Origin of the sequence: Streptomyces sp. NPDC026092 (assembly GCF_040638605.1) — a bacterium.
GTDB lineage: Bacteria > Actinomycetota > Actinomycetes > Streptomycetales > Streptomycetaceae > Streptomyces.
This window is the reverse complement of sequence record NZ_JBEZYN010000027.1, coordinates 27,483-50,934: the sequence shown is the minus strand read 5'-3', so window position 1 is coordinate 50,934 and position 23,452 is coordinate 27,483. Positions and strand designations below refer to the sequence as shown.

Sequence of the window (23,452 nt, the reverse complement as noted above, 5' to 3'; positions counted from 1 at the left end):
ACGGTGCCGCCCGGCCGCGCGAGGCCCTTCAGGTGCTCCAAACCCGCGCGGTAGTCCTCCAGATGGTGGAGCATCGTGTGGCTGTAGACCAGGTCGAAGCCGTGCGCGTCCTCCAGATCGAGTACGTCCATCACCAGGTGACGTTGCGCCCCGGGAGCAGGCTGACGAAGCGGTCGTAGTCACGAGCGAACCGGTCGAAGGACCGCGGGTCGGCTTTCTGCGTCATACCTCTCCCCTGCACGGCATGGACCCACGAGCTTCACCTCACGAGGTCGCTCGGGACCTCCATCATGTCGGGTATCGCCCGCAGGTCGCGCAGCCGCAGGCGGCTGCCCGGGTAGCGGTCCGTGAGGTGGCGGACGCTGGCGACGTTGCCGTTGGTCTGGTGTCGGATCAGTTCGATCCGGTCGCGTAGTCGCGGTTCCGCGTGACCGTGCTCGGCCAGGAGGCGGGTGGCGCGGGCGGTGAACTGCTCGACGTCGAGGTTGTGTTGTTCCACGAGGTGGCGGACGGCTGCCTCGCGTGACCCGAGGGTGGGTTCGAGCAGGAGGACGGAGTTGATGTCGACGACGTGGCCGTCGTCCACGCGCCGGGCGGCGTCCCGGTCCAGGGAGCCCAGGTCGTTGACGCGTACGACCAGGTGCGCGGCCAGTTCCGGCAGTCCGCTGGCGTCCAGGGCCGCTTCGACGTCGGTGGTGAGGTGGAGGCCGAGTTCGGTGGTCCAGCACTCGAGGAAGAGGGGTACGAGGATGGTGTGTTGCCGGTACGGCCAGTAGGTCTCGACCGTGAGGTCCTCCACGGACAGCGCCTGCTCGGCGCGTGCGCGCGACGCCCAGGCGCGGAACGTCTCCTCCAGCCGATCCGTCGCGATGCCCTTCCGGTGCAGCGTCTCCAGGATGGCCCTGAGGCACGCCACTCCCTCGTTCCGGTCGTCGACGGCGCCCGTCCTGATGAACCGTACGAGTTCCTCGTTCTCGGCGACCGTCACGTCCTCCACCAGGAACACGAGCAGGACGAAGAGCGTGCCCGCGTCCACCTCGGGGCCGGTCGTACGGCGCGGAGCGCAGTACGCGTCGTACGTGGCGGCAAGGTAGGCCCCGCGTTCGTGGTACTCCCTGCCGCGTGCGCAGGTGCAGTGGCGCAGCGACCAGGCGAGCAGCTTCTCCGCGGTGCGGCGGTGCGGCTCGTCGAGATACACGGGCCGAGCGGCGGGTACGGCGGTCACGGCGTCGCCCCTTGCAGGGCGCGGACGGCGAAGACGGTCGTGAGGTGCACCGAGCCGAACCAGAGCGGCACGCGGCCCATTTCCGGAAGCAGCCGCAGGCGGGCCACCCGCCGTCCTGCCGCTGCTGCGCGACGAGTTGCTCGCGCCAGGCGGTCGGGGAGACGAGCCCGAGGTGGTCCGCGGCGATGGTCAGGAGCGCGAGATCGAGCGCGCCTTCCGGTTCCGTACGTCTCAGGGCGGTGGCCAGTGGGTCCGAGAGTCGGTCCGCGCACTGTTCACATCGGCTGCACACGCGGGCGGCCGCGTAGAGGAAGGCCGCGGGAGACGGGTAGTAGCGCGTGCCCGATCTGTAGGCGCCGGATGTGAGGTGGTGGCGGAGGTACGCGAGGGTGGCGAGGGACGCGTCCGAGTGGCCCGTCGCGAGGTGAAGGGTCACGAGCACGTTGGCGCAGGCGACCGCGTCGTGTTTGCGGCCGCGCGGCGGGGCGTCGGGTTCCGTCGTGTCGTCCCAGTACACGAGGAAGACGCCCTCGTGGAGCAGGCCGTTCGGCGCACCGCTTCCGGGCGGGGCCGCGGACCGGATGAGGTCCTGGGCCGTCGCGAGCAGCCTGCTTGCCGGCATCAGACCGTGCTCGAAGAGTGCGCCCGCCGCGACGGCCGTGCAGTCCGTGTCGGCGGCGAAGGCGGGGACACCGGGAAAGAACCCGAACCGGTTCCCCCGGCGCGCTCCCTCCACCTGCCGGGCCGCATCCGCCACGAAGCGTCGCTCGGCCGGGCCTGGGGCCGGCGGGAGCACCGCAAGGGCGAGCATCGCGGAGAACACCTCGTCGCCGAGAGCGAAGCCGAGGTCTGTGCCGTGCCGCTCGCGCAGCAGCCGAGGCGCTGCTGCGGGTGGTACGACCTCGGTGAAGGACGGGTGGAAGGAGCACATCGAGGACGGCATGCCGTTCGGGGAAGCGGCGAGGAAGGCCCATCCCAAGGCGGCGGAGGAGAGTGCGTCACGGTGTGGGTCTTGCAGCATGGCGAGCCCCGGGGTCGCGGCGGGGGCGGATGGTGCTCGTTGTATGCCGCGCGTTCCCCCTGTGAAAGGTGCCCGGGGCGGGCAGGTCGTTGAACGCGTTGAACGCGCGGTGCCGCACCTTTCCCGTGGTGGCCGACGAAGACAGAATGCCGCCATGCCGACGATCACGACCGCCGCCGAACAGGTGGCCGCCGCCATCGACGCCCGAAACCGTGACGGAGTCGCGCTGGTCGCGGTCGACGGGATGGGCGGATCAGGCAAGTCGACCTTGGCGACAGCCCTGCTTAAGTTGTGCGGCGCCGTGGTGGTCCACGGCGACGACTTGGGCGTCGTCGTCGTGGAGGGCGTGTACACCGCTCGGCCGAACTCGGAAAGCAGCGGGCCGCAAAGGAGGCGAACTTCATCGCCTCCCCCGCGGCCCGGGCGAACGTCAGACGCAGCGTCCGTCCATCCAGTCGGTGAGGCCCGGCGTCCACGAGGTGGCCAGACGGGTCACATCGGCGTCCAGCGCCCGCTGCCAGGAGGCGTAGTTGCCGGAGGCCGGCGGGGGCGGCTCCTGCCAGTCGACGACGTCGTACCAGTCGGGGAAGCCGGTGAGGGCCGCGGAAAGCCCTGCGGCGCTGACCCGGCTCCGGAGCACCGGATCCAGCTCCGTGTCATGCGTGTAGATCATGATCTCCTGGGACGCGATGCGCTCCGCGATCGGTGCGAGCACCTCGTTCCAGGCCGTCTCCCGGATCGACGAGTCGCTGCTGAGGAGAGACTCCTTCGTTTCCTTCTTCACCTCCACCATCACGACCATGCCGAGGGCCTTGGCGCTGTCGAGCCACTCGCGGAACGTGTACACGGTCTCACCCGTGTACGGGCCGCGCGTGATGGTGCGTCCACTGAGCGGGTTCGGCCCGCTCGCCCACGTCAACTCCGAGAGGGGATCGGACGATCCGGTCAGCCCGTAGGTGGTTCTGTTGTGCCACATCACGGCCTTGGTGCCGTTCTTGGTCAGCCGCAGATCGGCCTCCACCCCGGCCGCGCCCCAGCTCTTCTCCTGGGCGAGGCCCCTGGGGTGGTTCGCTGCACGGATCTGATCTTCCTGCCAGCCTTCCGCCTCCGAGGGCCACCCGCCGTGCCCGAACACCGCGGGACAGTAGGGCAGCAGGGTGGGGCTGGTGTACCCCTCCATCATGTGGACCTGGCTGAAGGTCCAGTTGCCGGGCTCGGACTCCCAGCTGTGCAGGGGACTGTTGAGGTCACCGTCGGACTTGGCGGTGAAGGTGATCGTCTTCACCCGTCCGTCGGCGTAGCCGTAGAGAGTGGCCAGGTCGTCGCGGCCGTCCCCGTTGAAGTCACCGGTGACGATCTTCATACGCGAACGATCGTACGAGCCCGCCGGGAGGGTCAGCATGTCCCGCCGGGCGCCGAACTTTCCGTCCGTGCCGAGACGGAAGCCGATCACCGCGTCGTGTCCGTCCGCGTAGTCGTACCAGGCAGCCAGTTCGTCACGGCCGTCACCGTCGAAGTCACCCGCGTGCAGACTCGCCTGCCGGAACGTCCAGCCCGTGGACTCCCAGCCGTGCACGGGCTCGGCGAACCCGCCATCGGTCCGCCCGGCCCAGTACATCAGCTTCACACTGCCGTCCCGGTACCCGTACAGCGCCGCGAGGTCGTCACGACCATCCCCGTTGAAGTCACCGGTGGCGAACTTCATGCGGTTGACGTACCAGCCATCCCCAGGGGCCCGCTCGAAGGAGGAGAGGTGCGCGCCGAAACCGCCGTCCGGGCGGGCGAGCATCGTGAAGAGTTTGTCGCCGCCGTCTCCGTAGGCGTACCAGACGGCGACGTCGTCACGGCCGTCCCCGTTGAAGTCGCCGGCCTGGGCGGTCATGGCGTCGAAATTCCAGTTGCCCGGCGCCGCGGTCCAGGAATGGAGAGGACTCTCGAATCTGCCGTCTCCACGACCGAGCCAGGTCAGCAGGGTGACCCGGCCGTCCTCGTAACCGTAGAAAGCCGCGAGGTCGCCCACACCGTCCCCGTTGAAGTCGCCGGTGAGGCGCTTCATGTTCTCGACCCAGTAGTTGCCCGCAGGGGTCTCCCAGCCCACCCCGGGCGCGGCGAAGGCGCCGTTCGAGCCCGCGAGGAAGGTGCGTACGGCGTCGTGCCCGTCTGCGTAGTCGTACCAGGCGGCCAGATCGCTGCGGCCGTCACCGTTGTAGTCGTGACGGGCACCGGTGCTCGCCAACCGGGCACCGGCGCCCGGTGCGGCCGCCTCAACGGTCGGCGCATCCGCCGTGCCGCCGAATGCCGTGGCCGTCCCTGCCGGTTGCCCGGGCGCGGCGGTCGCACCACCGGCGCCCGTGGACAGGCCGAGCAGAGCGAAGCACAGCGCGGCCGCGCCCATTGCTATGGAAGGTCTCCTCATCCAGCTCTTCACATCCCTTGCCGTCGAACGAGAAAAATGCACCCCTCGGTGGGGGTGCATGCGGAGCGAGCCTCGCCCGGCCGGATCGGCCATCTCGCCACAGCCACGGCAAACACGACGACCGACGCCTGCGAGGCCGTCGATCATTAGATCATTCAAGATCCTTCTGAGGTAGGTCAGCAGCAGACCGGGCGTCCCCGAGGGGCTGGGTACGGCCCACCGTGTCACTGAGCTCTTTCAGAGTGGCCACTGATCGAGTGGCGAACAGCGGGTCGTAGACAGCGTTCACGAGGTGTTGGAAGTCGCCGGGGATCTTGATAGCGCCCTGGCGTCGGTCGAGGAGTACTACGTGGCCACGACCCGTCCCCGGGAGCGAGCCCATCTGGTGGTTCCCGGCGTCAGTCCGACCCGGTCTGCCGTGCCGGGCGCATGTCGTGGGTGAGTGGGAGTGCGCCCGCGTGGGTGAGGGCGATCTCCTGCCACGCGCCCGGGAAGGTGACGTCCGTGATGGCGAGGAGGCGGCCGTGGTGGTCGTACAGGTGGCGGCGGATGGTGAGTTCGGGTGGGGCGGGGGTGCCGCCTCGTGGATCGGGTCGGGTGACGGTGACCGTTTCCTTGATGGTCGGTCGGATCCCGGAGCGGGTGAGCCAGTGGTGCAGCAGCCGCAGATCGGGGTCGATCACCGGTAACCGCGTGACGTACCGGGAGAGTTCGGGGATCTCCAGGGTGGCCGCGGGGGCGAAATGGGTGAGGGCCTCGTGCGTCAGCTCGCCGGAGGCGGTGACGAAGCGCTGGTGGTGCGTCAGCGCTGGGCGGGTGCGCAGGATGCCCAGGGCGTCGGCCATGGCCGCCGAGACCGGGGCGCTGAAGAGGCGGCCCTCGTGCGCACTGTCGGCGGCACCCGCCGGGAACAGGTGCGCGGTTCCCTCCGGTTCGGTGGCTGCGGGGCGGTCGATGGGCGGACCGGGCTGCCGGGCGGCGCCGTTCACGTAGGTGCCCCGGCGGTCGGTCACCACAAGTCCCCGCTGGCGAAGCCACTGGAGTGCGGCCCGGACGGTCTGCCTGTTGACTGCGAACGTCTCGGCGAGAGCACGTTCGGCGGGGAGTTTGGTGTGTACGGGCATGTGGCCCTGCGCTATCTCCCGCTCCAGGTGAGTGGCGATGCGCAGATAGGCGGGGGCGGGGGCGGGCCGGTGGTGCAGGGGGCGAGACACGACAACGTCACCTCACGGAATGTGATGGTCCGGGCGCGGTGCGGCATCAAGCTAGCATTGGTCTACACCTTTGCGTCAAACCACGCGCGCACTCGCTTCCGCAGCGCCAAGTGCCGTTCGCCGACAGGGCGTTTCATCGCCGGGCAGCGAAACCCCGCCCTCACTTGTCTGGACTACTTTAGCGGGTATCACTGTCGGAGCTTGCGCGAACCTGATAGAAACTGCGCGTTCCTGAGTGTTCGTGAGGTCAAGCGGTTCCCTACGCGTCCCCTCTCCCGGAGGCATGGATGAAGCTCAAGCGCCGCGACCCGCTCAAGGCGGCCGCCCCGAGAGGTACGGCATGAGGCCCGCACCGCGACCGCTCGTGCTCGCCGCAGGCGGCACCGGCCTGGTCCTGGACATCGCCGGGCCCTCGCTTCCGCGGGTGCTGCACTGGGGCGCCGCCCTGGACCCGGCCGCCGACGAAGACGCGGCCTTCGCCGCGAGCGGCGCGGGTACGGCGGGCGACGCCCGGACCGCGGGCAGCGGGGTGACGTACGGGGTTCCGCTCGTCCCCCTGCAGGCCGAGCGGTGGTCGGGGCGGCCCGGCATCCGCGGTGACCGGGCCGGGCGGTGGCCGCACCGGCGGCCACTCCCGACCGAGCCCGTCACGCACGCGGCCGACGACAGCGGCGGCTCCGTCGTGACCGCGCACGCCGCCGACGCCGAGGCCGGTGTCACCCTCACCTGCGAGCTGCGGCTCACCGCCCAGGGCGTGGTCGGCCTCCGGCACACCGTGGCCAACACCGGCGACGACCACTGGACGATGGCCGCGGCCCGGCCGTCCCTCCCTCTCCCCGAAGAGGCCGCCGAACTGCTCGACTTCACAGGCCGCTGGGGCTTCGAGCGCGCTCCTCAGCGCTCCCCGTTCATCCACGGCCTCCATCTGCGCGAGACGCGGGAGGGCCGGCCCGGCCACGACTCCGCCACCCTGCTCGTCGCGGGAACAGCCGGGTTCGGCTTCCGCCACGGCCAGGTCTGGGCCGTGCACGTGGCCTGGAGCGGTGAGAGCGAGTACGGCGCCGAGCGGTCCGCCGGCCATGGCAGCGTCCTCTCCGGCGGCGAACTGCTCGCCTCCGGCGAGGTGCGGCTGGCGCCCGGTGAGTCCTACGCCTCCCCATGGGTGTACTTCGTCCACTCCGGCGACGGACTGGACGGCATCGGCGACCGACTGCACCGCATGCTGCGCGCCCGGGCCGTCGACGACGGCTGGACCGTCCGCCGGACGGACTACGAGTTCCTGACCTCGCCGCAGGCCCGCGACGTGCTCCACGAGGAGGGCATCACGGTGATCGACTACCGGTCCATCCAGCACGTCTGGACCCTGCCACGCACGCAGTCCCCCGCTCCCTAGACGACGACCAGCGCACGCACGGCACGATCAGCAGGACGGCGCGCAGTGCCGGGTCGACTCCGGACCGGCCAGGACATCGAAGCCGTACCCAAAGGTGGCGGGCCCGGCGACGACCGCCGCCAGTCCGAGCGCGGTCCGCCACCGGCCCCGTACCGCGACGAGGACAGCCAGGGCGGCGGCGGTCCCGCCGATCATCAGGATCGGGAGGCCGGGAAGTTGCACTGGCGTTCTTCACATTTTCCGCACTCCGCATTCTGATCGATTCGATCGCATTCGATCGATACGCTGGGAGCAGAGGCGTACGGTAGCGCCTCCCGAGGGATTCAGGGGGAGCCATGCGGCATCACGTCGATCATCGTCACGACCGGGTACTCGAACTCGTCCGGGCGCGCGGAAGTATCCGGGTCACCGAGCTCGCGTCCGAGCTGGGGGTGTCGCCGGTGACGCTGCGGCGGGACGTGGAGGCGTTGGCCGCGCTGGGCAAGGTGCAGCGGATGCACGGGGCGGTCGTCTGGCCCGGTGAGGGGGGCGCTCGGGCGGAGGAGCCCGAGGCCGGGGGTGTGGTGGTCGGGATGATCGTGCCGACGACGACGTACATCTTCGGGGACGTCGTCCTCGGGGCCCGCAAGGCCGTCGAGGCGCAGGGCGGACGGCTGGTGCTCGGTGTGTCGGGGTACGTCGACAGCGAGGACCCCGTGCAGGCGGAGCATCTGCTGGCCAGCGGGGCCGAGGGGTTGCTCGTGGCGCCGAGTTGGTTCGGCGGGGTGCCCACCGACGGGCAGGAGGAGTGGCTGCTCGCCTGCGGGGCCCCGACGGTGCTCGTGGAGCGTACGGCGCCGGCCGTCAACCCGGCGGCCACCCTCGACCGGGTGCGGACCGACCGCGCGCACGGCGCCGCGCTCGCCGTGAACCATCTCGCATCCCTCGGCCACCGTTCGGTCGCCGCCGTGCTGCAGGAGGGCCCGCACGCGACGGGCATCACCGCCGGGTACGTCAACTCGGTGCGGGCGCTGGGCCTCGAGACCGTGCCGGGTTCACCGTTCACCCGCGGGTCGGGCGCGGAGTACGACGAGGTGGCGGAGTACCTCGTCGAGGCCGTCGAGCGGCACGGGGTCACGGCGGCCCTGGTGCACAGCGACGAGGACGCCATCGTCCTTGTCCCCCGGCTTCAGGCCCGCGGGATCAGCGTTCCCGAGGACCTCGCGCTGGTCGCGTACGAGGACGAGGTGGCCGCGCTTGCCGACGTACCGCTGACGGCGATCGCTCCGCCCAAGCAGGCGGTCGGCGAGCTTGCGGCGAAGCTGCTGCTCGAGCGGCTGGCCGAGCGGAGCTCGGGGAGTGAGCCCGGGCCGCGTCAACACCTGGATCTGCTGCCGAAGTTGAGGGTTCGCGCCTCCTGCGGAGGACGCCAGGGGGCGTCGGAGACCGGATGAACATCGTGATCGTTGCTCGATCGTTTTGATTGTCTTGTGCGTTTGCTCTTGACGGTGATCGAGTTGGCGAAAAAGATGTGCCTCGTTCGCCTCTTTCTCCCCGTCGAGGTTTCCGTAGGAGCCGTGCCATGTCGCGCAGTTCACGCTCGTTCCGTATAGCCGCCACCGCCACCGTCGCCGCTCTCGGTCTGCTCGCCACCGCCTGCGGTGGCAGCGACGGCGGCTCGTCCGACGCCGCCTCCGACGGCAAGCCGGTCACCCTCACCTACTGGACCTGGACGGGTGGCGCGAAGGCCACCGTCGACGAGTTCAACCGGACCCACAAGAACATCCAGGTCAAGTTCACCGAGATCACCGGTGGCGCGGAGGGCTACGGCAAGCTGTCCAACGGCGTGAAGGCGGGCAACGCGCCCGACGTGGCGACCATCGAGTACCAGATGGTCCCCGAGTTCGCGAGCCAGGGACACCTCGTCGACCTCACCGAACACGCCGGTGCCACCGTCAAGGAGAAGTTCCCCCAGTCCATCCAGGACCTGGTGACCTTCGGCGGCAAGACCTGGACCGTTCCGTTCGACGCCGCGCCGCAGGTCTTCTACTACCGCACGGACCTGTTCAAGAAGTACGGCATCGAGGTCCCCAAGACCTGGGACGAGTTCAAGGTCGCCGCCGAGAAGGTCAAGAAGGCCGACAAGAGCGTCCGACTGGCCAACATGCCCAAGAACGACCCGGCCCTGCTCGCCTCGCTCTCCTGGCAGGCCGGCGGCAAGTGGTTCAGCACCCAGGGCGACGCCTGGAAGCCGGGGGTCGACGACGCCGCGTCCAAGAAGGTCGCCGGCTACTGGGACGACCTGGTCAAGAACGACCTCGTGCAGAGCTACACCGGCTACAGCCCGGAGGAGGTCAAGTCCCGGGTCGAGGGCAAGACCCTCGCCATCCTCGGCGCCTCCTGGTCCGCGGCCGGTATGAAGACCAACCTGCCGGACCTGAAGGGCAAGTGGGCCGCCGCACCCATGCCGAACTGGGGCGCCCCGGCCAGCGGCAACTACGGCGGGACCTCCTACGGCGTGCTGAAGGGCAGCAAGAACGTCGCGGCCGCCGCCGAGTTCATCAAGTGGATCACCACCAACGGTGACGCGGTCAAGGCCCGGCTGAGCGACCCGAAGAAGCCCAGCAGCGCCCTGCCGGCCAACCCCGAGATGCGTGCGGTGGCCGCCGCGCAGTTCGACACCGCGTACTACAACGGTCAGGACCTCTACAAGCTGGCCTCCGAGCAGGTCGACACGATCGTTCCCGGCTGGACCTGGGGCCCGAACCAGATGGACGTCTACACCGCCATCCAGGACGAGACCGCCAAGACCGGCTTCACCGGCGGTGTCACCGCCGGCCAGGCGAAGGCCAAGTCGGGCATCCAGGAGCGCGGGCTGAAGCTCGCCGAGTGACCCGGTGGGGCCCGGCCGTCCCCAGACCCCGGCCGGGCCCCGCCGTTCCACCCCCGGACCCGCAGCGCCCACCCGCCAAGGAGCACCCGTGGCAGCACCACTCGCGAAGGCCGCGCCGCCGCCCGCGGCCGGCGGTACCCGTGCCGGCAGCCCGCGCACCGGCCGTACCCGTAACGGCAGTTCACAGCTCAAGCGCAACCAGCGCGCCACAGCCGCCCTGTTCATCGTCCCGTTCTTCGTCCTCTTCGCGGCCATGACCGCGGCGCCCATCGTCTACGCCGTGTGGATGAGCCTGTTCAGCGAGAAGTCGTCGGGACTCGGCTTCGGCGGCACCGAGCGCTCCTTCTCCGGATTCGAGAACTTCGTCTCGGCGTTCTCGGACGCGGGTTTCCGCGAGTCGTTCCTGCACATCGCCGTGTACTGCACGCTGTACATCCCGGTCATGATCGGCGGGGCGCTCGCCCTCGCGCTGCTGATCGACTCGGCCGTGGCCCGCGCCCGGCGCTTCTTCCAGCTCGCCCTCTTCCTGCCACACGCCATCCCCGGGCTCATCGCCTCGATCCTGTGGATCTACCTCTACACCCCGGGGCTCAGCCCGGTGCTCGACTGGATCGAGGCCGCGGGCGGCTCGTGGGACTTCTTCAGCTCCGACCACGTGTTCTCGTCCATCGTGAACCTCACCGCCTGGCAGTGGATGGGGTACAACATGATCATCTTCTATGCCGCCCTGCAGGCCATCCCCCGCGAGCTCATCGAGGCCGCGGACATCGACGGGGCCGGGCCGATCCGCACCGCGCTGCAGATCAAGGTGCCCATGATCGCCTCGGCGGTCGTGATGGCCGTCCTGTTCACCTGTGTCGGCGCCATCCAGCTGTTCACCGAGCCCAAGCTCCTCGGCCAGCGCGGCACCGCCGCCGTCGACACCGAGTGGTCGCCCACCATGTACATCTGGAAGGCGGCCTTCCTCCAGCACGACTACGGACTCGCCGCCGCCGCGTCCCTGATGCTCGCCGCCCTCGGCGTCGTGCTCTCGTACATCGTCACCAAGATCGGAAACCGGTGGAAGGCGGCATGAGTACTCACACGGTCACCACCCAGGAACCCGCGGCCGCCGAAGCCCGCGCCGGCGGTGCATCCGCCGCGCCGAAGCGCCGCGACCCCCGCCGCAAGCGCCCGGGCAGCCTGCTCTCCAAGGGCGTCGTCAACGGCGTGCTGATCCTCGCCTCCTTCTACATGCTGATGCCCGTCAGCTGGCTGCTCTTCGCCGCCACCAAGAACCACGGCGACCTCTTCTCCACCGGCGGCTTCTCCTTCGCGGACTTCAACCTCTTCTCCAACCTCGCCGACGTCTTCACCTTCAACGACGGCATCTACCTGCGCTGGCTCGGCAACAGCGTGCTCTACTCCGTGGTCGGTTCGGCCGCCTCGACGCTGCTGTGCGTCGCCACCGGCTACGCCTTCGACAAGTACGAGTTCCGCGGCAAGGAGAAGCTGTTCGGCGTCGTCCTCGGCGGGCTCCTCGTCCCCGCCACGGTGATCCAGCTGCCGCTGTACCTGCTGGCCTCCGAGGTCGGCCTGGTCAACACCTACTGGGCGCTGCTGCTGCCCGCGCTGGTCAACCCGTTCGGCGTCTACCTGGCCCGGGTCTTCTCCGAGGGGTACGTGCCCAACGAGGTCCTGGAGGCCGCCCGCGTGGACGGTGCCGGTGAGGTGAGCATGTTCGCGCGGATCGCGCTGCCGATGCTCTCGCCCGGCTTCATGACCATCTTCCTCTTCTCCTTCACCGGCAGCTGGAACAACTTCTTCGGCGCGCTGGTCATGCTCAACGACGACAAGCTGTACCCGGTCAACCTCGGCCTGTTCATGTGGAGCAGCACCACTCAACTGCAACCCGAGTACTACACGCTGGTGATCACCGGTTCGCTCGTCGCCGTCGTCCCGCTCATCGTCGCCTTCATCTGCCTGCAGCGCTTCTGGCGCTCGGGCCTCACCGCAGGCGCGGTGAAGTGACCGTGCCCGTACCGGAAGGCTCCGTTCTGAACGACGACCACACCGCCGGGGCGGAAGCCGCGCAGCGCCCCCGCACGCTGCTGGCCATGAACGCCGGCATTCACGCCCAGCTCCTCGCCGAGGGCGCCCTCGACCGGCTTGCCCGCGTCGCGGCGGTGGACACCGACCGGTTCGTCGGGGACTTCGCCGACGTCGAACCGGCCGCGCTGGCCGAGACCGAAGTGCTCTTCACGCACTGGGGCGCCCCGCTGCTCACCGCGGACGCGCTGCGCGCCATGCCCCGGCTGCGGGCCGTCATCCATGCCGCCGGCTCCGTCAAGCACCACGTCACCGACGCGGTGTGGGAGCGCGGCATCGCCGTCTCCACCGCCGCCGGGGCCAACGCGCTCCCGGTCGCCGAGTTCACCCTCGCCACGATCCTCTTCACCGGCAAGCGGATGCTCGACAGCGCCCGGGCCTACCGGGAGGCTCAGGACCGAGTGCCCTTGCTCGAGTACTTCGCCGGCCACGGCAACCATCGCCGTACCGTGGGAATCGTCGGCGCGTCGCGGATCGGGCGCCGCGTGCTCGAGCTGCTGCGCCCGTTCGACTTCGAGGTCCTGCTCTACGACCCGTACGTGGAGGAGGCGGAGGCCGAGCGGCTCGGCGCGCGGTCGGTGGACCTCGACGAGCTCGTACGGCGCAGCAGTGTGGTCTCCATCCACGCGCCCCAACTCCCGGAGACCCGGCACATGTTCGACCGGCGGCGGCTGGCGCTGCTGCGGGACGGGGCCACGCTGATCAACACCGCGCGCGGCTCTCTCGTCGACACCGAGGCGCTCACCGAGGAGCTGTCGACCGGCCGGATCCAGGCCGTGCTCGACGTCACCGAGCCCGAGGTGCTGCCTCCCGGTTCGCCGCTCTACACGCTGCCCAACGTCCTGCTCACCCCGCACATCGCCGGTTCGCTCGGCAACGAGCTCGTCCGCATGACCCATTGGGCGACCGACGAGGTGGAGCGCCTCGCCCGGGGCCTGCCGCTGGCCCATGGCGTCGGCCCGGACGAGCTCGCCCACTCCGCCTGACCGACGTTCCCGCCGCCCTGCCCGCTGTCTCTCCCGCTGTCCCCCCGCCGTCCGGCCCGAAGACCACTCAGGACACAGCCATGCACCAGTCACCGGAGACCCGTTACGTCGAGGACCGCAGCCCGGGCAGCGGCCGGCTGACACCGCGGGCCGCTTTCCGCTCGGACGCCCCGGCCGTCGATCTGGACGGCGAGTGGCGCTTCCGGGCCGCCGCCGGGCTCGGGGACCTCACCGCCGGCTTCGAGGAGCCCGCCTTCGACGACAGCGGCTGGGACCGGCTGCCGGTGCCGTCCTGCTGGCAGCTCCAGGGCGTCGGCTCCCCCGCGTACACCAACGTCACCTACCCCTTCCCCGTCGACCCGCCGCGCGTGCCCGACGAGAACCCGACGGGCGAGTACCGCCGTGAGTTCACGCTCCCCGACGACTGGCCGGCGGGCCGCGGCGTGCTGCGCTTCGACGGCGTCGACTCCTGCTTCGCGGTCTGGCTCAACGGCGTCCGGCTCGGCGACGGCAAGGGCAGCCGGGTCCCCACCGAGTTCGACGCGACGGACGCCCTGCGGCCCGGCCTCAACGTCGTCGCCGTACGGGTCCACCAGTGGTCGGCCGGCAGCTATCTGGAGGACCAGGACATGTGGTGGCTGTCCGGGATCTTCCGTCCCGTCCGGCTGCTGTCCCGTCCCGAGGGCTGCGTCGAGGACTTCTTCGTCCACGCCGACTACGACCCCACCACCGGGACAGGCACCCTGTCCGTCGAGACCTCGGCGCCGGCCCGGCTCTCCGTGCCCGAGCTCGGCCTCGTCGACGCCGACCCCGCGGGCCCGCACACCTTCGCGGACGTCGAGCCGTGGAACGCCGAGCAGCCTCGCCTGTACGAGGGCGAACTGACCGCGGCCGGCGAGCGGATCCCGCTGCGCATCGGCTTCCGGCGGGTCGCCGTCGAGGACGGCCTGCTGAAGGCCAACGGCCGTGCCCTGCTGCTGCGCGGCGTCAACCGGCACGAGTGGGACCCGGAGACCGGCCGGACCCTGTCGTACGAGACGATGCTGCGCGACGTGCTGCTGATGAAGCAGCACAACATCAACGCGGTGCGCACCAGCCACTACCCGCCGAGCAGCGAGTTCCTCGACCTGTGCGACGCGTACGGGCTGTGGGTGGTCGACGAGTGCGACCTGGAGACCCACGGCTTCGAGCAGGTCGGCTGGCGTGGCAACCCGAGCGGCGACGAGCGGTGGCGGGGCGCCCTGCTCGACCGGATGCGGCGGGTCGTCGAGCGCGACAAGAACCACCCGAGCATCCTCATGTGGTCGCTCGGCAACGAGAGCGGCACCGGCGAGAACCTGGCCGCGATGGCCGAGTGGGCTCGTACTCGCGACCCGTCGCGCCCTGTCCACTACGAGGGCGACTGGGACAGCGGGTACGTCGACGTCTACAGCCGGATGTACGCCGACCACGCGGAGACCGAGCTGATCGGCCGGGGCGAGGAGCCGCCGACGGACGATCCGGCCCTCGACGCGCACCGGCGCGGGCTGCCGTTCATCCTGTGCGAGTACGCGCACGCCATGGGCAACGGGCCGGGCGGACTGAGCGAGTACCAGCGCCTGTTCGAGACGTATCCACGGCTCCAGGGCGGCTTCGTCTGGGAGTGGATCGACCACGGCATCGCGCGGCGCACCGCGGACGGGCGGGTGTTCCACGCGTACGGAGGCGACTTCGGCGAACCCGTGCACGACGGGAACTTCGTCGCCGACGGCCTTGTCTTCCCCGACCGGACGCCCTCGCCGGGGCTCCTGGAGTACAAGAAGGTCATCGAGCCGGTCACGATCGGCTTCGGCGCCGACGGGCGGAGCGTCACCGTCCGCAACGGTCACGACTTCCGGGACACGGCCCATCTGCGGTTCCGCTGGCGGGCCGAGGACGACGGCGAACCCGTCGCGGACGGCGTGCTCGACGTCCCCGTCCTCGCGCCCGGCGACGACGTGAGCCTTCCCGCGCCGGTCCTGCCGCCGGCCAAGGACGCCGAGCGCGCCCTGACGGTCGTCGCCGAACTCGCCTCCCCCGAGCCCTGGGCGCCTGCGGGCCACGAGATCGCCTGGGGCCAGACGGTCCTCACCCCCGCCGCGCCGGCCGCTGACCCGGACCGCCTCCTGCCGGCGGCCGCGGGACGGGGAGGACGGCTCACCCTCGGGCCCGCCGCCTTCGACGCGTTCAGCGGGCGGCTGCTCGCCGTCGGAGGGCTCGATGTCGGTGCGCTCCGGCTCGACCTGTGGCGGGCGCCGACCGACAACGACCTGCTCGGTGACCGGATCGCAGACCGCTGGCGCGCCGCCGGCCTGCACCGGCTCACGACCAGGACGCTCGGTGTCGAGCCGACGGCCGAAGGGCTCACCGTCCGCACGCGGACGGCGCCCGCCGGGGGCGACCACGCGATGCAGGCCATGTACCGCTGGCGTTCGGACGGCCGGTCGCTGTGGCTGGACGTCGAGGCCGTGCCCGAGGGCGAGTGGCCCTGCCCGCTGCCCCGGATCGGTCTCGGGTTCTCCCTGCCCGGCTGGATCGACACGGTCGACTGGTACGGCCTCGGCCCCGGTGAGGCGTACCGCGACACCACCGCGGCGGCCCGGCTCGGCCGCTACCGGCACACGGTCGACGCGCTCCAGACCCCGTACGTCCGCCCGCAGGAGAACGGCAACCGGCGAGCCGTCCGCAGGGCCCTGCTCACGGGCGCCCGGGGTGGACTGCTGATCGGGGGCCTGCCCTCGTACGACCTCACGGTCCGCCGCTGGACCGGCGCGGACCTGGACGCCGCACGGCACACCACCGACCTCGTGCCCGGCGACCGGGTGCACGTCAACCTCGACGTGGCGCACCACGGCATCGGGACCGCATCATGCGGTCCCGGCCCGCTGCCACAGCACGCGCTCGACGCGGGACCGGCCACGCTGCGCCTGGTCCTGCGCGCGCTCTGAACCACGCCCGGCGGGCGACCCGCAGGTCACCGGCCGCCGGGCCGCCCCACCTGGCATCACGCTGTCCGAACCGGAGGAACCCATGCCCGTCGCCACCCGCCGCCGTGTCCTCGTGGTCGGCATCGACGGGGTACGCCTCGACACGCTGAGGCGCCTCGACACGCCCCATCTGGACGCCCTGGCGGCTTCCGGGTTCCTCGCTCCGGTCGTCGTCGAGCCCGGTACGCCGACCATGTCGGGGCCCTGCTGGGCGACGATCGCGACCGGTGTGACGGTGGAGAAGCACGCCGTCTGGAGCAACGACTTCGGCGGCCACCGCCTCGCGGTCTTCCCGGACTTCGCCACCCGGCTGTGGGCCGCCGGTCGGCGCACCTACGTGGCGGCCGGCTGGGAACCGCTGGTGACCGTGGCGAACGGTGGCCCGCTGTTCCGCGGCGCCGGTCGGTTGAGCCACGTCGCCCCGGCCTCCGACGACTGCGCGGGCTGGGAGGAGGCCGACGAGCTGATCACCGCCGACGCCGTGCGGGTGCTCGCCGAGCACGACCCCGAGGCGTCCTTCGTCTACTTGGGCGCGGTCGACGAGACCGCGCACATCCTCGGCTGCGGTGCGGAGTACGAGCGCGCGATCGTCCGCGCCGACGAGCGGCTCGGCCGCCTCTTCGCCGCGGTGCGCGGTCGGGCCGGCTTCGCCGAGGAGGCGTGGACGTTCCTCGTCGTCACGGACCACGGCCACCGCGACGAGGGCGGCCACGGCGGCCGTTCGGAGCTCGAGCGCACCGCCTGGATCGCGTGCGCGGGTCCCGACGTCCCGGCGGGCGCACGGGTCGGGGAGCTCCGCCATCAGGACGTCGCCGCCCAAGTGTTCGCGTCGCTGGACTCTCCCCCGGACTCGCACTGGACGTTGGACGGACGGCCGTTCGCCGTCGAACCGCAGGCCGTCCTGCTGGACATGGACGGCACGCTCGTCGACACCGAGGCCCTCTGGTGGCGCACGGCGCGGGAGGTGGCTGAGGGGCTCGGGCACCCGTTGACCGACGCGGACACCTCCGAGGTCGTGGGCCGCTCGGTGGAGGACACGGCGGTCCATCTGTGGCGGTCCTCGGGCACCGAGCGCGCGCTGGGCGCCGTCGTGGCCGAGCTCGACGCCCGGTTCCTCGCGGCGGTCCAGACGGAGGCGGCCGCCCTCCCGGGCGCCCTGGAACTCCTGGGCGTACTGCGGGACATGGGCATTCCGACGGCGCTTGTCACCGCCTCGCCCCGGCCCGTCGTCGAGTCGGTGCTCAAGGTGCTCGGGGCCGAGTCGTTCCAGGTGACGGTGACGGCGGACGACACGGACCGTACGAAGCCGCACCCCGAGCCGTATCTGGCCGCGGCCCAGGCCCTGGGCGTCGACCCGGCGAGCTGCCTCGCGGTGGAGGACAGCCCGGCGGGGATCGCCGCGGCGGAGGCCGCGGGCTGCCGGGTCGTCGCCGTCCCCTCACTCGTACCGGTCGAGGCCGCCCCCGGTCGGCGGGTCCTGACCGGCCTGCAGGAGCTGGTGGAGCTGCTGCAGGCCGGGCGGGAGCCCCGCGACCAGCGGCCGGCGGGGCTCTAGCCGCCGGTGGTCATCGTCACCTGGCCGCCGCTGATGCTGTAGGTCGCGTCGGCCGCGCAGGGACCATAGGTGCGGGCGCTGGTGTTGGTGCCCGTGCCCGGCTCCGGGGTGACGAACGGGTTGCCCCAGACCGCTTGGCCGTACGGGATCGAGGCGCAGTCGGCGACGGACTTGTAGTACTCGACGAAACCGACCCCGCTCGGCTTCAGATAGCCGGCCGAGGCGGAGACGTTCCAGCTGCCGATCGTGGTCCACACGCCGCTGGCGGTGTCGACGACGTACCCGGTCCAGTTGTTCGTGCCGGTCCTGATGATCTCCAGCTGGTACCAGCGTCCCTTGACGTACGGGTAGGTGACGCTGCAGCTCGTGCCGGAGCCGCCGTCCGCCCCCGTACGGCAGTTGGGGTGCGTGGTGGAGGTGCCGGAGCCGAAGACGCTGAAGACCGCCATGCCGCTGTTGACGCGCGGCTGGAGCCCGACGTAGCCGACCTGGCCGGACTTGAAGTAGTACTGCTGCGCCCAGTAGTAGCCGGCGTCGTTGGGCTGGCTGATCACCTTCAGCGGGAAGGCGAGCTTCTCCAGGCCCTCCGAGGGCGCGCCGGTGACGGTGTACGAGTTGGAAATCATGCCGCCGGGTGTGACGGCGGCGGCCGCCGGGCCCGTGGAGTACAGCAGCGAGGCGAGGGCGCCGGCGACGATGCCGGTGAGGACACCGAGCCGTCGGCGCGGGCTCCTGTGGGGGGACGTGTGGGTGGTCGTGGGTGAAGTCGTGCCTATCGTCGTGCGCGGAAGTGCGGGGGTCATGTGGGGATGTCCCTTCCGTTCTCAGCCGAGCCTGACAGTGACTTTCTGCGTGGCACCGAAGGTGCCGCTGAGGTCGCCGAACGTGAGGTTCAGCGAGGAGCCTGTGGCCGTGCCCGTGACGGTGGGGGGCTTGGAGATCACGGAGGCCACGGCCCGGTTCCAGGTGAGGGTGAGGGCGGTCTGCATGCGCATCGGGTCGCTGACGCAGATCACCGCCGTACCGTCGCTCTTCTCGGTGATCATCACGGAGCAGGGCGCGCTCGCGGTGAGCGCCCCGACGGTGCCGCCGAACCAGAAGTTGACGCCGGTGAAGCCCAGCGAGGGCACGCGGACGCCCTGCTGGTTGTCGGTGTTGGCGAGGATCTGTACCCAGCCGGTGTCGGCGGCGCGGGCGGCGGTCTGCGTGGTGGTCGCGCCGGGCATGAGGACGTAGGCGTACGTGCCGTTGGTCGGGTTGGTGCCGTGGTCGGCCCAGAGGGTCAGGTAGCGGCGGGTGATCGGGGTGGTGGCCATGGACCGGTTGATGTCGCTCCACCGGCCGGTGCGCTCCTCGCGCAGGGCCTTGACCGTCGCGCCGCCGGGGAAGACGTAGCCGGCGAAGCCGCCGATGTGCGCCCAGCCGGCGCCGGTCAGGGTCTCCGACCAGGGGTGGCCGACCGGCTTCACCGTGCCGTCGACGGTGAGGACGTGGGTGCCGCCAGGACCGAGGTTGCGGTTCTCGACGACGGACTCGACGGGGGTGCCGTCGGTGCATTTGATGCCCGCGCCGAGGCAGACGATGGAGTCGTCCAGGCAGAACCAGGACTTCTTCCCCAGCAGGGTGCTCTGCAGGCCCTTGAGGTACTGGCCGATCGCGGCGCGCGTCCCGTCGGTGGCGCCGCCCACCCAGTTCACGTCCGGCTTGGACGCGCCCCAGTCGCCGCCCGCCGCGTCCGCGAGGACCTTGCGCGAGGTGGTGGTCCCTGGCAGGCGGTAGGGGTCGACGGTGGGCCAGAAGGCGTCGCTGTACTGCCCGTTGCCGTAGGTGTCGCCCCACCAGGAGAGCATTCCTGAGCCGGTGTGCCAGCCACGCAGGTTCTCGCCGTTGCCGGTCTCGTAGTACGTGATGCGCTTGTCGGCCATGCTGATCGAGGCGGCCCAGCCGGGGCGGCGGTGGGTGGCCCTGGCCATGGAGGGGAAGAGCCGGTGCCCGGTGGGTTCGGCGAGGGCCGCGACGGAGGTGTCGTCGGCCACGGACTTCAGCCGCGCGAGGCTCACCAGGCCCAGTGAGGGGTTGCTCATCGGCGGGCTGTAGTAGTCGCGCTGGATCCAGCCCTTCACCAGGCCGCGCCAGCGCGCGTTCTCGGCGGCGCTCGCGCCCTGGCCGAGCAGCACGATGGAGGAGAGGATGCCGTGGCCGCGCAGATGGTCGTCGGCCTGGATCTGCTTGGGGTCGGTGGCGGAGATGCCGCGGCTGATGCCGCGCCCGGAGACGTTGTCCATGACGAGCCCGTTGTAGAGGAACGGGGCCCAGGCGTTCTCGACGGCGTCGAGGACGATCTGCCGGTTGGGGTCGGTGACCGCCCAGGCGGAGCCCGCGAGGAGGGCGAAGAGCATGCCGAGTCCGCCCAGCATCACGGCTCCGTACGAGCCGGTGTAGGGGACGGAGGTGTGCTGGACGAAGGAGCCGTCGGCGTAGAGCCCGTCGCCGGAGGTGACGTACGGGAAGACGGGCGAGAGCGCGTTCCGGGCGAGGGTGATCTTGGCGGAGCTGTCGCCGACGACGCCGCGCAGCGCGACGACCCGGCAGAGGTCGACCCGGTTGGCGCCGGTGCTGGTGCCGGTGTAGCTGCCGATGGCCGAGTCGGGGACGAAGTGGTCGACGGCGCGGCAGTAGGCGGCCAGCTGCGTGGCCGTCAGCCGGTCGTACATGAGCACGCAGATGTCGAGGAGCGCCTGCGGGGCGCCTATCTGCCAGTTGTACCAATTGCCGTAGCGGGTCTGGCTCTCGTTGTAGATCCGGGCGTACATGTGGTCGAGGCCGGTGACGATGTCGGCCGCGAGGGTGGCGTCGCCGGTGAGGCCGGTGCCCGGCTGGGAGTAGGCCTGGGCCATGGTGAGGAGCCGGGTGTAGTTCTCGTTCATCTTGGCCGAGTAGCCGTACGACTCCTGGTCGGTGTCGGGCTCGGGGTCGGTCCACACCGCGTCGGGCCACAGGGATCCGGTCGCCGGCGCCATCGTCGCCCGGAGTTCGGCGGCGCGGGTGCCGAGTTCGGTGAGTTTGGTCCTGAAGGGTTCGGCGGTGGGGCTGAAGCCCTCACCGAGGAGCAGGGTGCGCCACTTGGCGCGCAGGGCGGTGAACTCGTCGGCAGCCAGGGCCACTCCCGTGAGCGGCGGGCTCGCGGTGAGGCCGAGGGCGAGGGCGGCACCGGTGGCGGTGAGGAATCCGCGGCGGGACCAGACATGCGTCATGGGGAGCTCCAGGGGGCACTGGAAACGAGTCACGGCTGGCCGGTTTTAGCATGCGCGCGCTCAATCGATCCATAGCGACGACGAAGATGAGCGTTTCGATCGCTTTTTTCGTCGTGTCGCGCCTCTTGAAGATCCACCCACTCCCCTGTTTTCTCTAGTTGTACAGCCAAGTTTCAGGCAAGGATCTCCGTGCGGTCCCCGGGGGCCGCTGTCCTTGGGGCGCTCTTCCCTCTCCCCCGCACCCGCTTCGCCCCCGCACCCACATCACCCACCTCACCCGCAGAGGTCATCACTCCATGACTGAACTCAACCGCCGCAGGTTCCTGCAGATCGCCGGCGGCACCGCCGCCGCGACCATGCTGAACGAGAGCATCGCGCGCGCCGCCGCCATCCAGGCACAGGTCACCACGGGCACCATCCAGGACATCGAGCACGTCGTCGTCCTCATGCAGGAGAACCGGTCCTTCGACCAGTACTTCGGCGCGATGAAGGGCGTACGCGGCTTCGGTGACCCGCGTCCTGTCCTCCAGGACAACGGCAAGTCGGTCTTCTTCCAGTCCAACGGATCGAAGGACATCCTCCCCTTCAACCCGCAGGTCGCCGACCTGGGCATGCAGTTCGTCACGGGCCTGAACCACGACTGGGCCGGTGGCCAGGCGGCGTACAACAAGGGCAAGTACGACAAGTGGGTGCCGGCGAAGACCGCCACCAGCATGGCGTACATGACCCGGAACAACATCCCGTTCCACTACGCCCTCGCCGACGCGTTCACCGTGTGCGACGCGTACCACTGCTCGTTCATCGGCGCGACGGACCCGAACCGGTACTACCTGTGGTCCGGCCACACCGGCAACGACGGCACGGGCGGCGGACCGGTCCTGGACAACGCGGAGGCCGGGTACGGGTGGAAGACCTACCCCGAGCGCCTGGAGGCCGCCGGGGTGTCGTGGAAGGTCTACCAGGACATCGGTGACGGCCTGAACGCCGCGGGCCACTGGGGCTGGATCAACGACGCCTTCCGCGGCAACTACGGCGACAACTCGCTGCTGTACTTCAACAACTACCGCAACGCGCAGCCCGGCAGCGCTCTCTACGAGAAGGCGCGCACCGGCACCGACGTCAAGGCGGGTGGCGGGTACTTCGACCGCCTGCGCGCCGACGTGGCGAACGGCACGCTGCCGCAGGTGTCGTGGATCGCGGCCCCGGAGGCGTTCAGCGAGCACCCGAACTGGCCCGTGAACTTCGGCGCCTGGTACATCTCCCAGGTGCTCGACGCCCTGACGTCCAACCCGGCGGTGTGGGCGAAGACCGCGCTGTTCATCACGTACGACGAGAACGACGGCTTCTTCGACCACGTGGTCCCGCCGTACCCGCCCGCCTCCTCCGCGTGGGGCCTGTCGACGGCGGACGTCTCGAAGGACCTCTACCCCGGCGGCAGCGGCTTCACGGCGGGTCCGTACGGCCTCGGCCCGCGGGTCCCGATGATCGTCGTCTCCCCGTGGAGCAAGGGCGGCTACGTCTGCTCCGAGACCTTCGACCACACCTCGGTGATCCGCTTCATGGAGAAGCGTTTCGGCGTGCTCGAGCCGAACATCTCCACGTGGCGCCGCGCGGTCTGCGGCGACCTCACCTCGGCCTTCGACTTCACCCGGGCGGACGCGTCTCCGGCCGCGCTCCCGTCGACGGCCGGCTACGTCCCGCCGGACAAGAACCGCCACCCTTCCTACAATCCGGTGGTTCCGGCCACCGGCACCCTGCCGAAGCAGGAGGCCGGCGCCAAGCCGACCCGCCCGCTCGGCTACAGCCCGTACGTGGACGGTCTGCGCACCGTCTCCACGGGCAAGTTCACGCTGACCTTCTCCAGCGGTCCGACGCTCGGTGCCCACTTCCACAGCACCTCGGGCAACCGCACGGACGGCCCCTGGCCCTACACGGTCGAGGCGGGCAAGACCCTCGCCGACACGTGGAGCACCAGCGCCTCGACCGGCAACCAGATCAACCTGACCGTGTGGGGCCCGAACGGCTTCCTGCGCACCTGGAAGGGCCCCACGAAGCAGGCGGGCCCCGAGGTCACGGCCCGCCACGTCGCCTCGACCGGCAACCTGGCCCTCACCCTGACCAACTCGGGCACGGCGGCGGTCAGCCTCACGATCAAGAACGCCTACGGGAACACCACCCAGACCGTCACGGTCAACGCCGGCGCAACCGTCGCGCGCACCATCGACCTGAGCACCACGGGCCGCTGGTACGACGTCACGGTCACCTCCTCCGCGGACGCGACCTTCCTGCGCCGCTTCGCGGGTCACGTCGAAACGGGAGCGGTGGGCGTCTCCGACCCGGCGATCAAGACCGTCTGACGGTCCTCAGGGAGCGGGGGAGGCCCATCGGGCGGGCCTCCCCCGCGTCACGGCGGCTGCTCCGCG

General features: G+C 70.7%; 15 protein-coding genes and 1 pseudogene. 9 read left to right on the top strand and 7 right to left on the bottom strand.

Features of this window, described 5'->3' with window-relative positions; genetic code table 11:
* Window positions 1-56: 56 nt before the first annotated feature.
* The 4 genes and pseudogenes from AB0F56_RS32135 to AB0F56_RS32120 all read right to left on the bottom strand — a co-directional run.
* Window positions 57-131, bottom strand: a pseudogene (locus AB0F56_RS32135) (class I SAM-dependent methyltransferase); the annotation flags it as partial.
* A gap of 128 nt (window positions 132-259) precedes the next feature.
* Window positions 260-1,225: a terpene synthase family protein gene (locus tag AB0F56_RS32130; RefSeq protein ID WP_362016141.1), complete on the bottom strand. Its 966-nt coding sequence runs from the start codon at window positions 1,223-1,225 to the stop codon at window positions 260-262.
* Between the two features lie 1,451 nt (window positions 1,226-2,676).
* Window positions 2,677-4,662 (bottom strand): FG-GAP-like repeat-containing protein, encoded by a 1,986-nt coding sequence (locus tag AB0F56_RS32125; RefSeq protein ID WP_362016138.1) that lies wholly within the window; start codon window positions 4,660-4,662, stop codon window positions 2,677-2,679.
* Between the two features lie 398 nt (window positions 4,663-5,060).
* The gene (locus AB0F56_RS32120) at window positions 5,061-5,876 is read right to left on the bottom strand and encodes a GntR family transcriptional regulator (protein ID WP_362016135.1); all 816 of its coding nucleotides are present in this window, start codon (window positions 5,874-5,876) and stop codon (window positions 5,061-5,063) included.
* A gap of 340 nt (window positions 5,877-6,216) precedes the next feature.
* Here AB0F56_RS32120 and AB0F56_RS32115 point away from each other — a divergent pair, with 340 nt between their 5' ends.
* Complete coding sequence (locus tag AB0F56_RS32115; protein WP_362016132.1) at window positions 6,217-7,269, top strand: glycoside hydrolase family 36 N-terminal domain-containing protein; 1,053 nt, start codon at window positions 6,217-6,219, stop codon at window positions 7,267-7,269.
* Between the two features lie 27 nt (window positions 7,270-7,296).
* On the opposite strand, the gene AB0F56_RS32110 is transcribed toward AB0F56_RS32115, so the two are convergent.
* Window positions 7,297-7,491: a hypothetical protein gene (locus AB0F56_RS32110; protein WP_362016130.1), complete on the bottom strand. Its 195-nt coding sequence runs from the start codon at window positions 7,489-7,491 to the stop codon at window positions 7,297-7,299.
* A 113-nt stretch (window positions 7,492-7,604) separates the two neighbouring features.
* On the opposite strand from AB0F56_RS32110, the gene AB0F56_RS32105 reads away from it, so the two are divergent.
* The 7 genes from AB0F56_RS32105 (at window position 7,605) to AB0F56_RS32075 (ending at window position 17,775) form a co-directional block, all read left to right on the top strand.
* The gene (locus AB0F56_RS32105; RefSeq protein WP_362016127.1) at window positions 7,605-8,702 is read left to right on the top strand and encodes a substrate-binding domain-containing protein; all 1,098 of its coding nucleotides are present in this window, start codon (window positions 7,605-7,607) and stop codon (window positions 8,700-8,702) included.
* Window positions 8,703-8,830: 128 nt separating this feature from the next.
* Window positions 8,831-10,141 carry a sugar ABC transporter substrate-binding protein gene (locus AB0F56_RS32100; RefSeq protein ID WP_362016124.1) on the top strand — a complete coding sequence of 437 codons (1,311 nt, stop codon included), beginning with the start codon at window positions 8,831-8,833 and terminating at the stop codon, window positions 10,139-10,141.
* An 88-nt stretch (window positions 10,142-10,229) separates the two neighbouring features.
* On the top strand, window positions 10,230-11,216 hold the full coding sequence (locus AB0F56_RS32095) for a sugar ABC transporter permease (protein WP_362016121.1): 987 nt from the start codon (window positions 10,230-10,232) through the stop codon (window positions 11,214-11,216).
* Window positions 11,213-12,151, top strand: coding sequence for a carbohydrate ABC transporter permease (locus AB0F56_RS32090; protein WP_362016118.1), 939 nt, complete (start codon window positions 11,213-11,215; stop codon window positions 12,149-12,151). Before AB0F56_RS32095 ends, AB0F56_RS32090 begins: the two co-directional genes overlap by 4 nt.
* Window positions 12,152-12,237: 86 nt before the next feature.
* Window positions 12,238-13,215 (top strand): hydroxyacid dehydrogenase, encoded by a 978-nt coding sequence (locus AB0F56_RS32085; RefSeq protein ID WP_362016252.1) that lies wholly within the window; start codon window positions 12,238-12,240, stop codon window positions 13,213-13,215.
* Window positions 13,216-13,295: 80 nt separating this feature from the next.
* The gene (locus tag AB0F56_RS32080) at window positions 13,296-16,181 is read left to right on the top strand and encodes a glycoside hydrolase family 2 TIM barrel-domain containing protein (protein ID WP_362016116.1); all 2,886 of its coding nucleotides are present in this window, start codon (window positions 13,296-13,298) and stop codon (window positions 16,179-16,181) included.
* 82 nt (window positions 16,182-16,263) lie between these two features.
* Complete coding sequence (locus AB0F56_RS32075) at window positions 16,264-17,775, top strand: HAD-IA family hydrolase (RefSeq protein WP_362016113.1); 1,512 nt, start codon at window positions 16,264-16,266, stop codon at window positions 17,773-17,775.
* On the opposite strand, the gene AB0F56_RS32070 is transcribed toward AB0F56_RS32075, so the two are convergent.
* Together AB0F56_RS32070 and AB0F56_RS32065 are read right to left on the bottom strand one after the other, a co-directional pair.
* Window positions 17,772-18,578, bottom strand: coding sequence for a DUF3472 domain-containing protein (locus AB0F56_RS32070; RefSeq protein WP_362016110.1), 807 nt, complete (start codon window positions 18,576-18,578; stop codon window positions 17,772-17,774). The genes AB0F56_RS32075 and AB0F56_RS32070 overlap by 4 nt on opposite strands.
* Before the next feature lie 21 nt (window positions 18,579-18,599).
* Window positions 18,600-21,029, bottom strand: coding sequence for a polysaccharide lyase 8 family protein (locus tag AB0F56_RS32065; RefSeq protein WP_362016107.1), 2,430 nt, complete (start codon window positions 21,027-21,029; stop codon window positions 18,600-18,602).
* A gap of 296 nt (window positions 21,030-21,325) precedes the next feature.
* Between AB0F56_RS32065 and AB0F56_RS32060 the strand changes: the two genes are divergently transcribed.
* Window positions 21,326-23,386 (top strand): phosphocholine-specific phospholipase C, encoded by a 2,061-nt coding sequence (locus AB0F56_RS32060; protein WP_362016104.1) that lies wholly within the window; start codon window positions 21,326-21,328, stop codon window positions 23,384-23,386.
* Window positions 23,387-23,452: the final 66 nt, after the last annotated feature.

Coding starts and splice junctions, on each gene's coding strand:
- AB0F56_RS32125 (WP_362016138.1), bottom strand. CDS start 4,662: ATGAGGAGACCTTCCATAGCAATGGGCGCGGCCGCGCTGTGCTTCGCT.
- AB0F56_RS32115 (WP_362016132.1), top strand. CDS start 6,217: ATGAGGCCCGCACCGCGACCGCTCGTGCTCGCCGCAGGCGGCACCGGC.
- AB0F56_RS32105 (WP_362016127.1), top strand. CDS start 7,605: ATGCGGCATCACGTCGATCATCGTCACGACCGGGTACTCGAACTCGTC.
- AB0F56_RS32100 (WP_362016124.1), top strand. CDS start 8,831: ATGTCGCGCAGTTCACGCTCGTTCCGTATAGCCGCCACCGCCACCGTC.
- AB0F56_RS32090 (WP_362016118.1), top strand. CDS start 11,213: ATGAGTACTCACACGGTCACCACCCAGGAACCCGCGGCCGCCGAAGCC.
- AB0F56_RS32085 (WP_362016252.1), top strand. CDS start 12,238: ATGAACGCCGGCATTCACGCCCAGCTCCTCGCCGAGGGCGCCCTCGAC.
- AB0F56_RS32080 (WP_362016116.1), top strand. CDS start 13,296: ATGCACCAGTCACCGGAGACCCGTTACGTCGAGGACCGCAGCCCGGGC.
- AB0F56_RS32075 (WP_362016113.1), top strand. CDS start 16,264: ATGCCCGTCGCCACCCGCCGCCGTGTCCTCGTGGTCGGCATCGACGGG.
- AB0F56_RS32070 (WP_362016110.1), bottom strand. CDS start 18,578: ATGACCCCCGCACTTCCGCGCACGACGATAGGCACGACTTCACCCACG.
- AB0F56_RS32065 (WP_362016107.1), bottom strand. CDS start 21,029: ATGACGCATGTCTGGTCCCGCCGCGGATTCCTCACCGCCACCGGTGCC.
- AB0F56_RS32060 (WP_362016104.1), top strand. CDS start 21,326: ATGACTGAACTCAACCGCCGCAGGTTCCTGCAGATCGCCGGCGGCACC.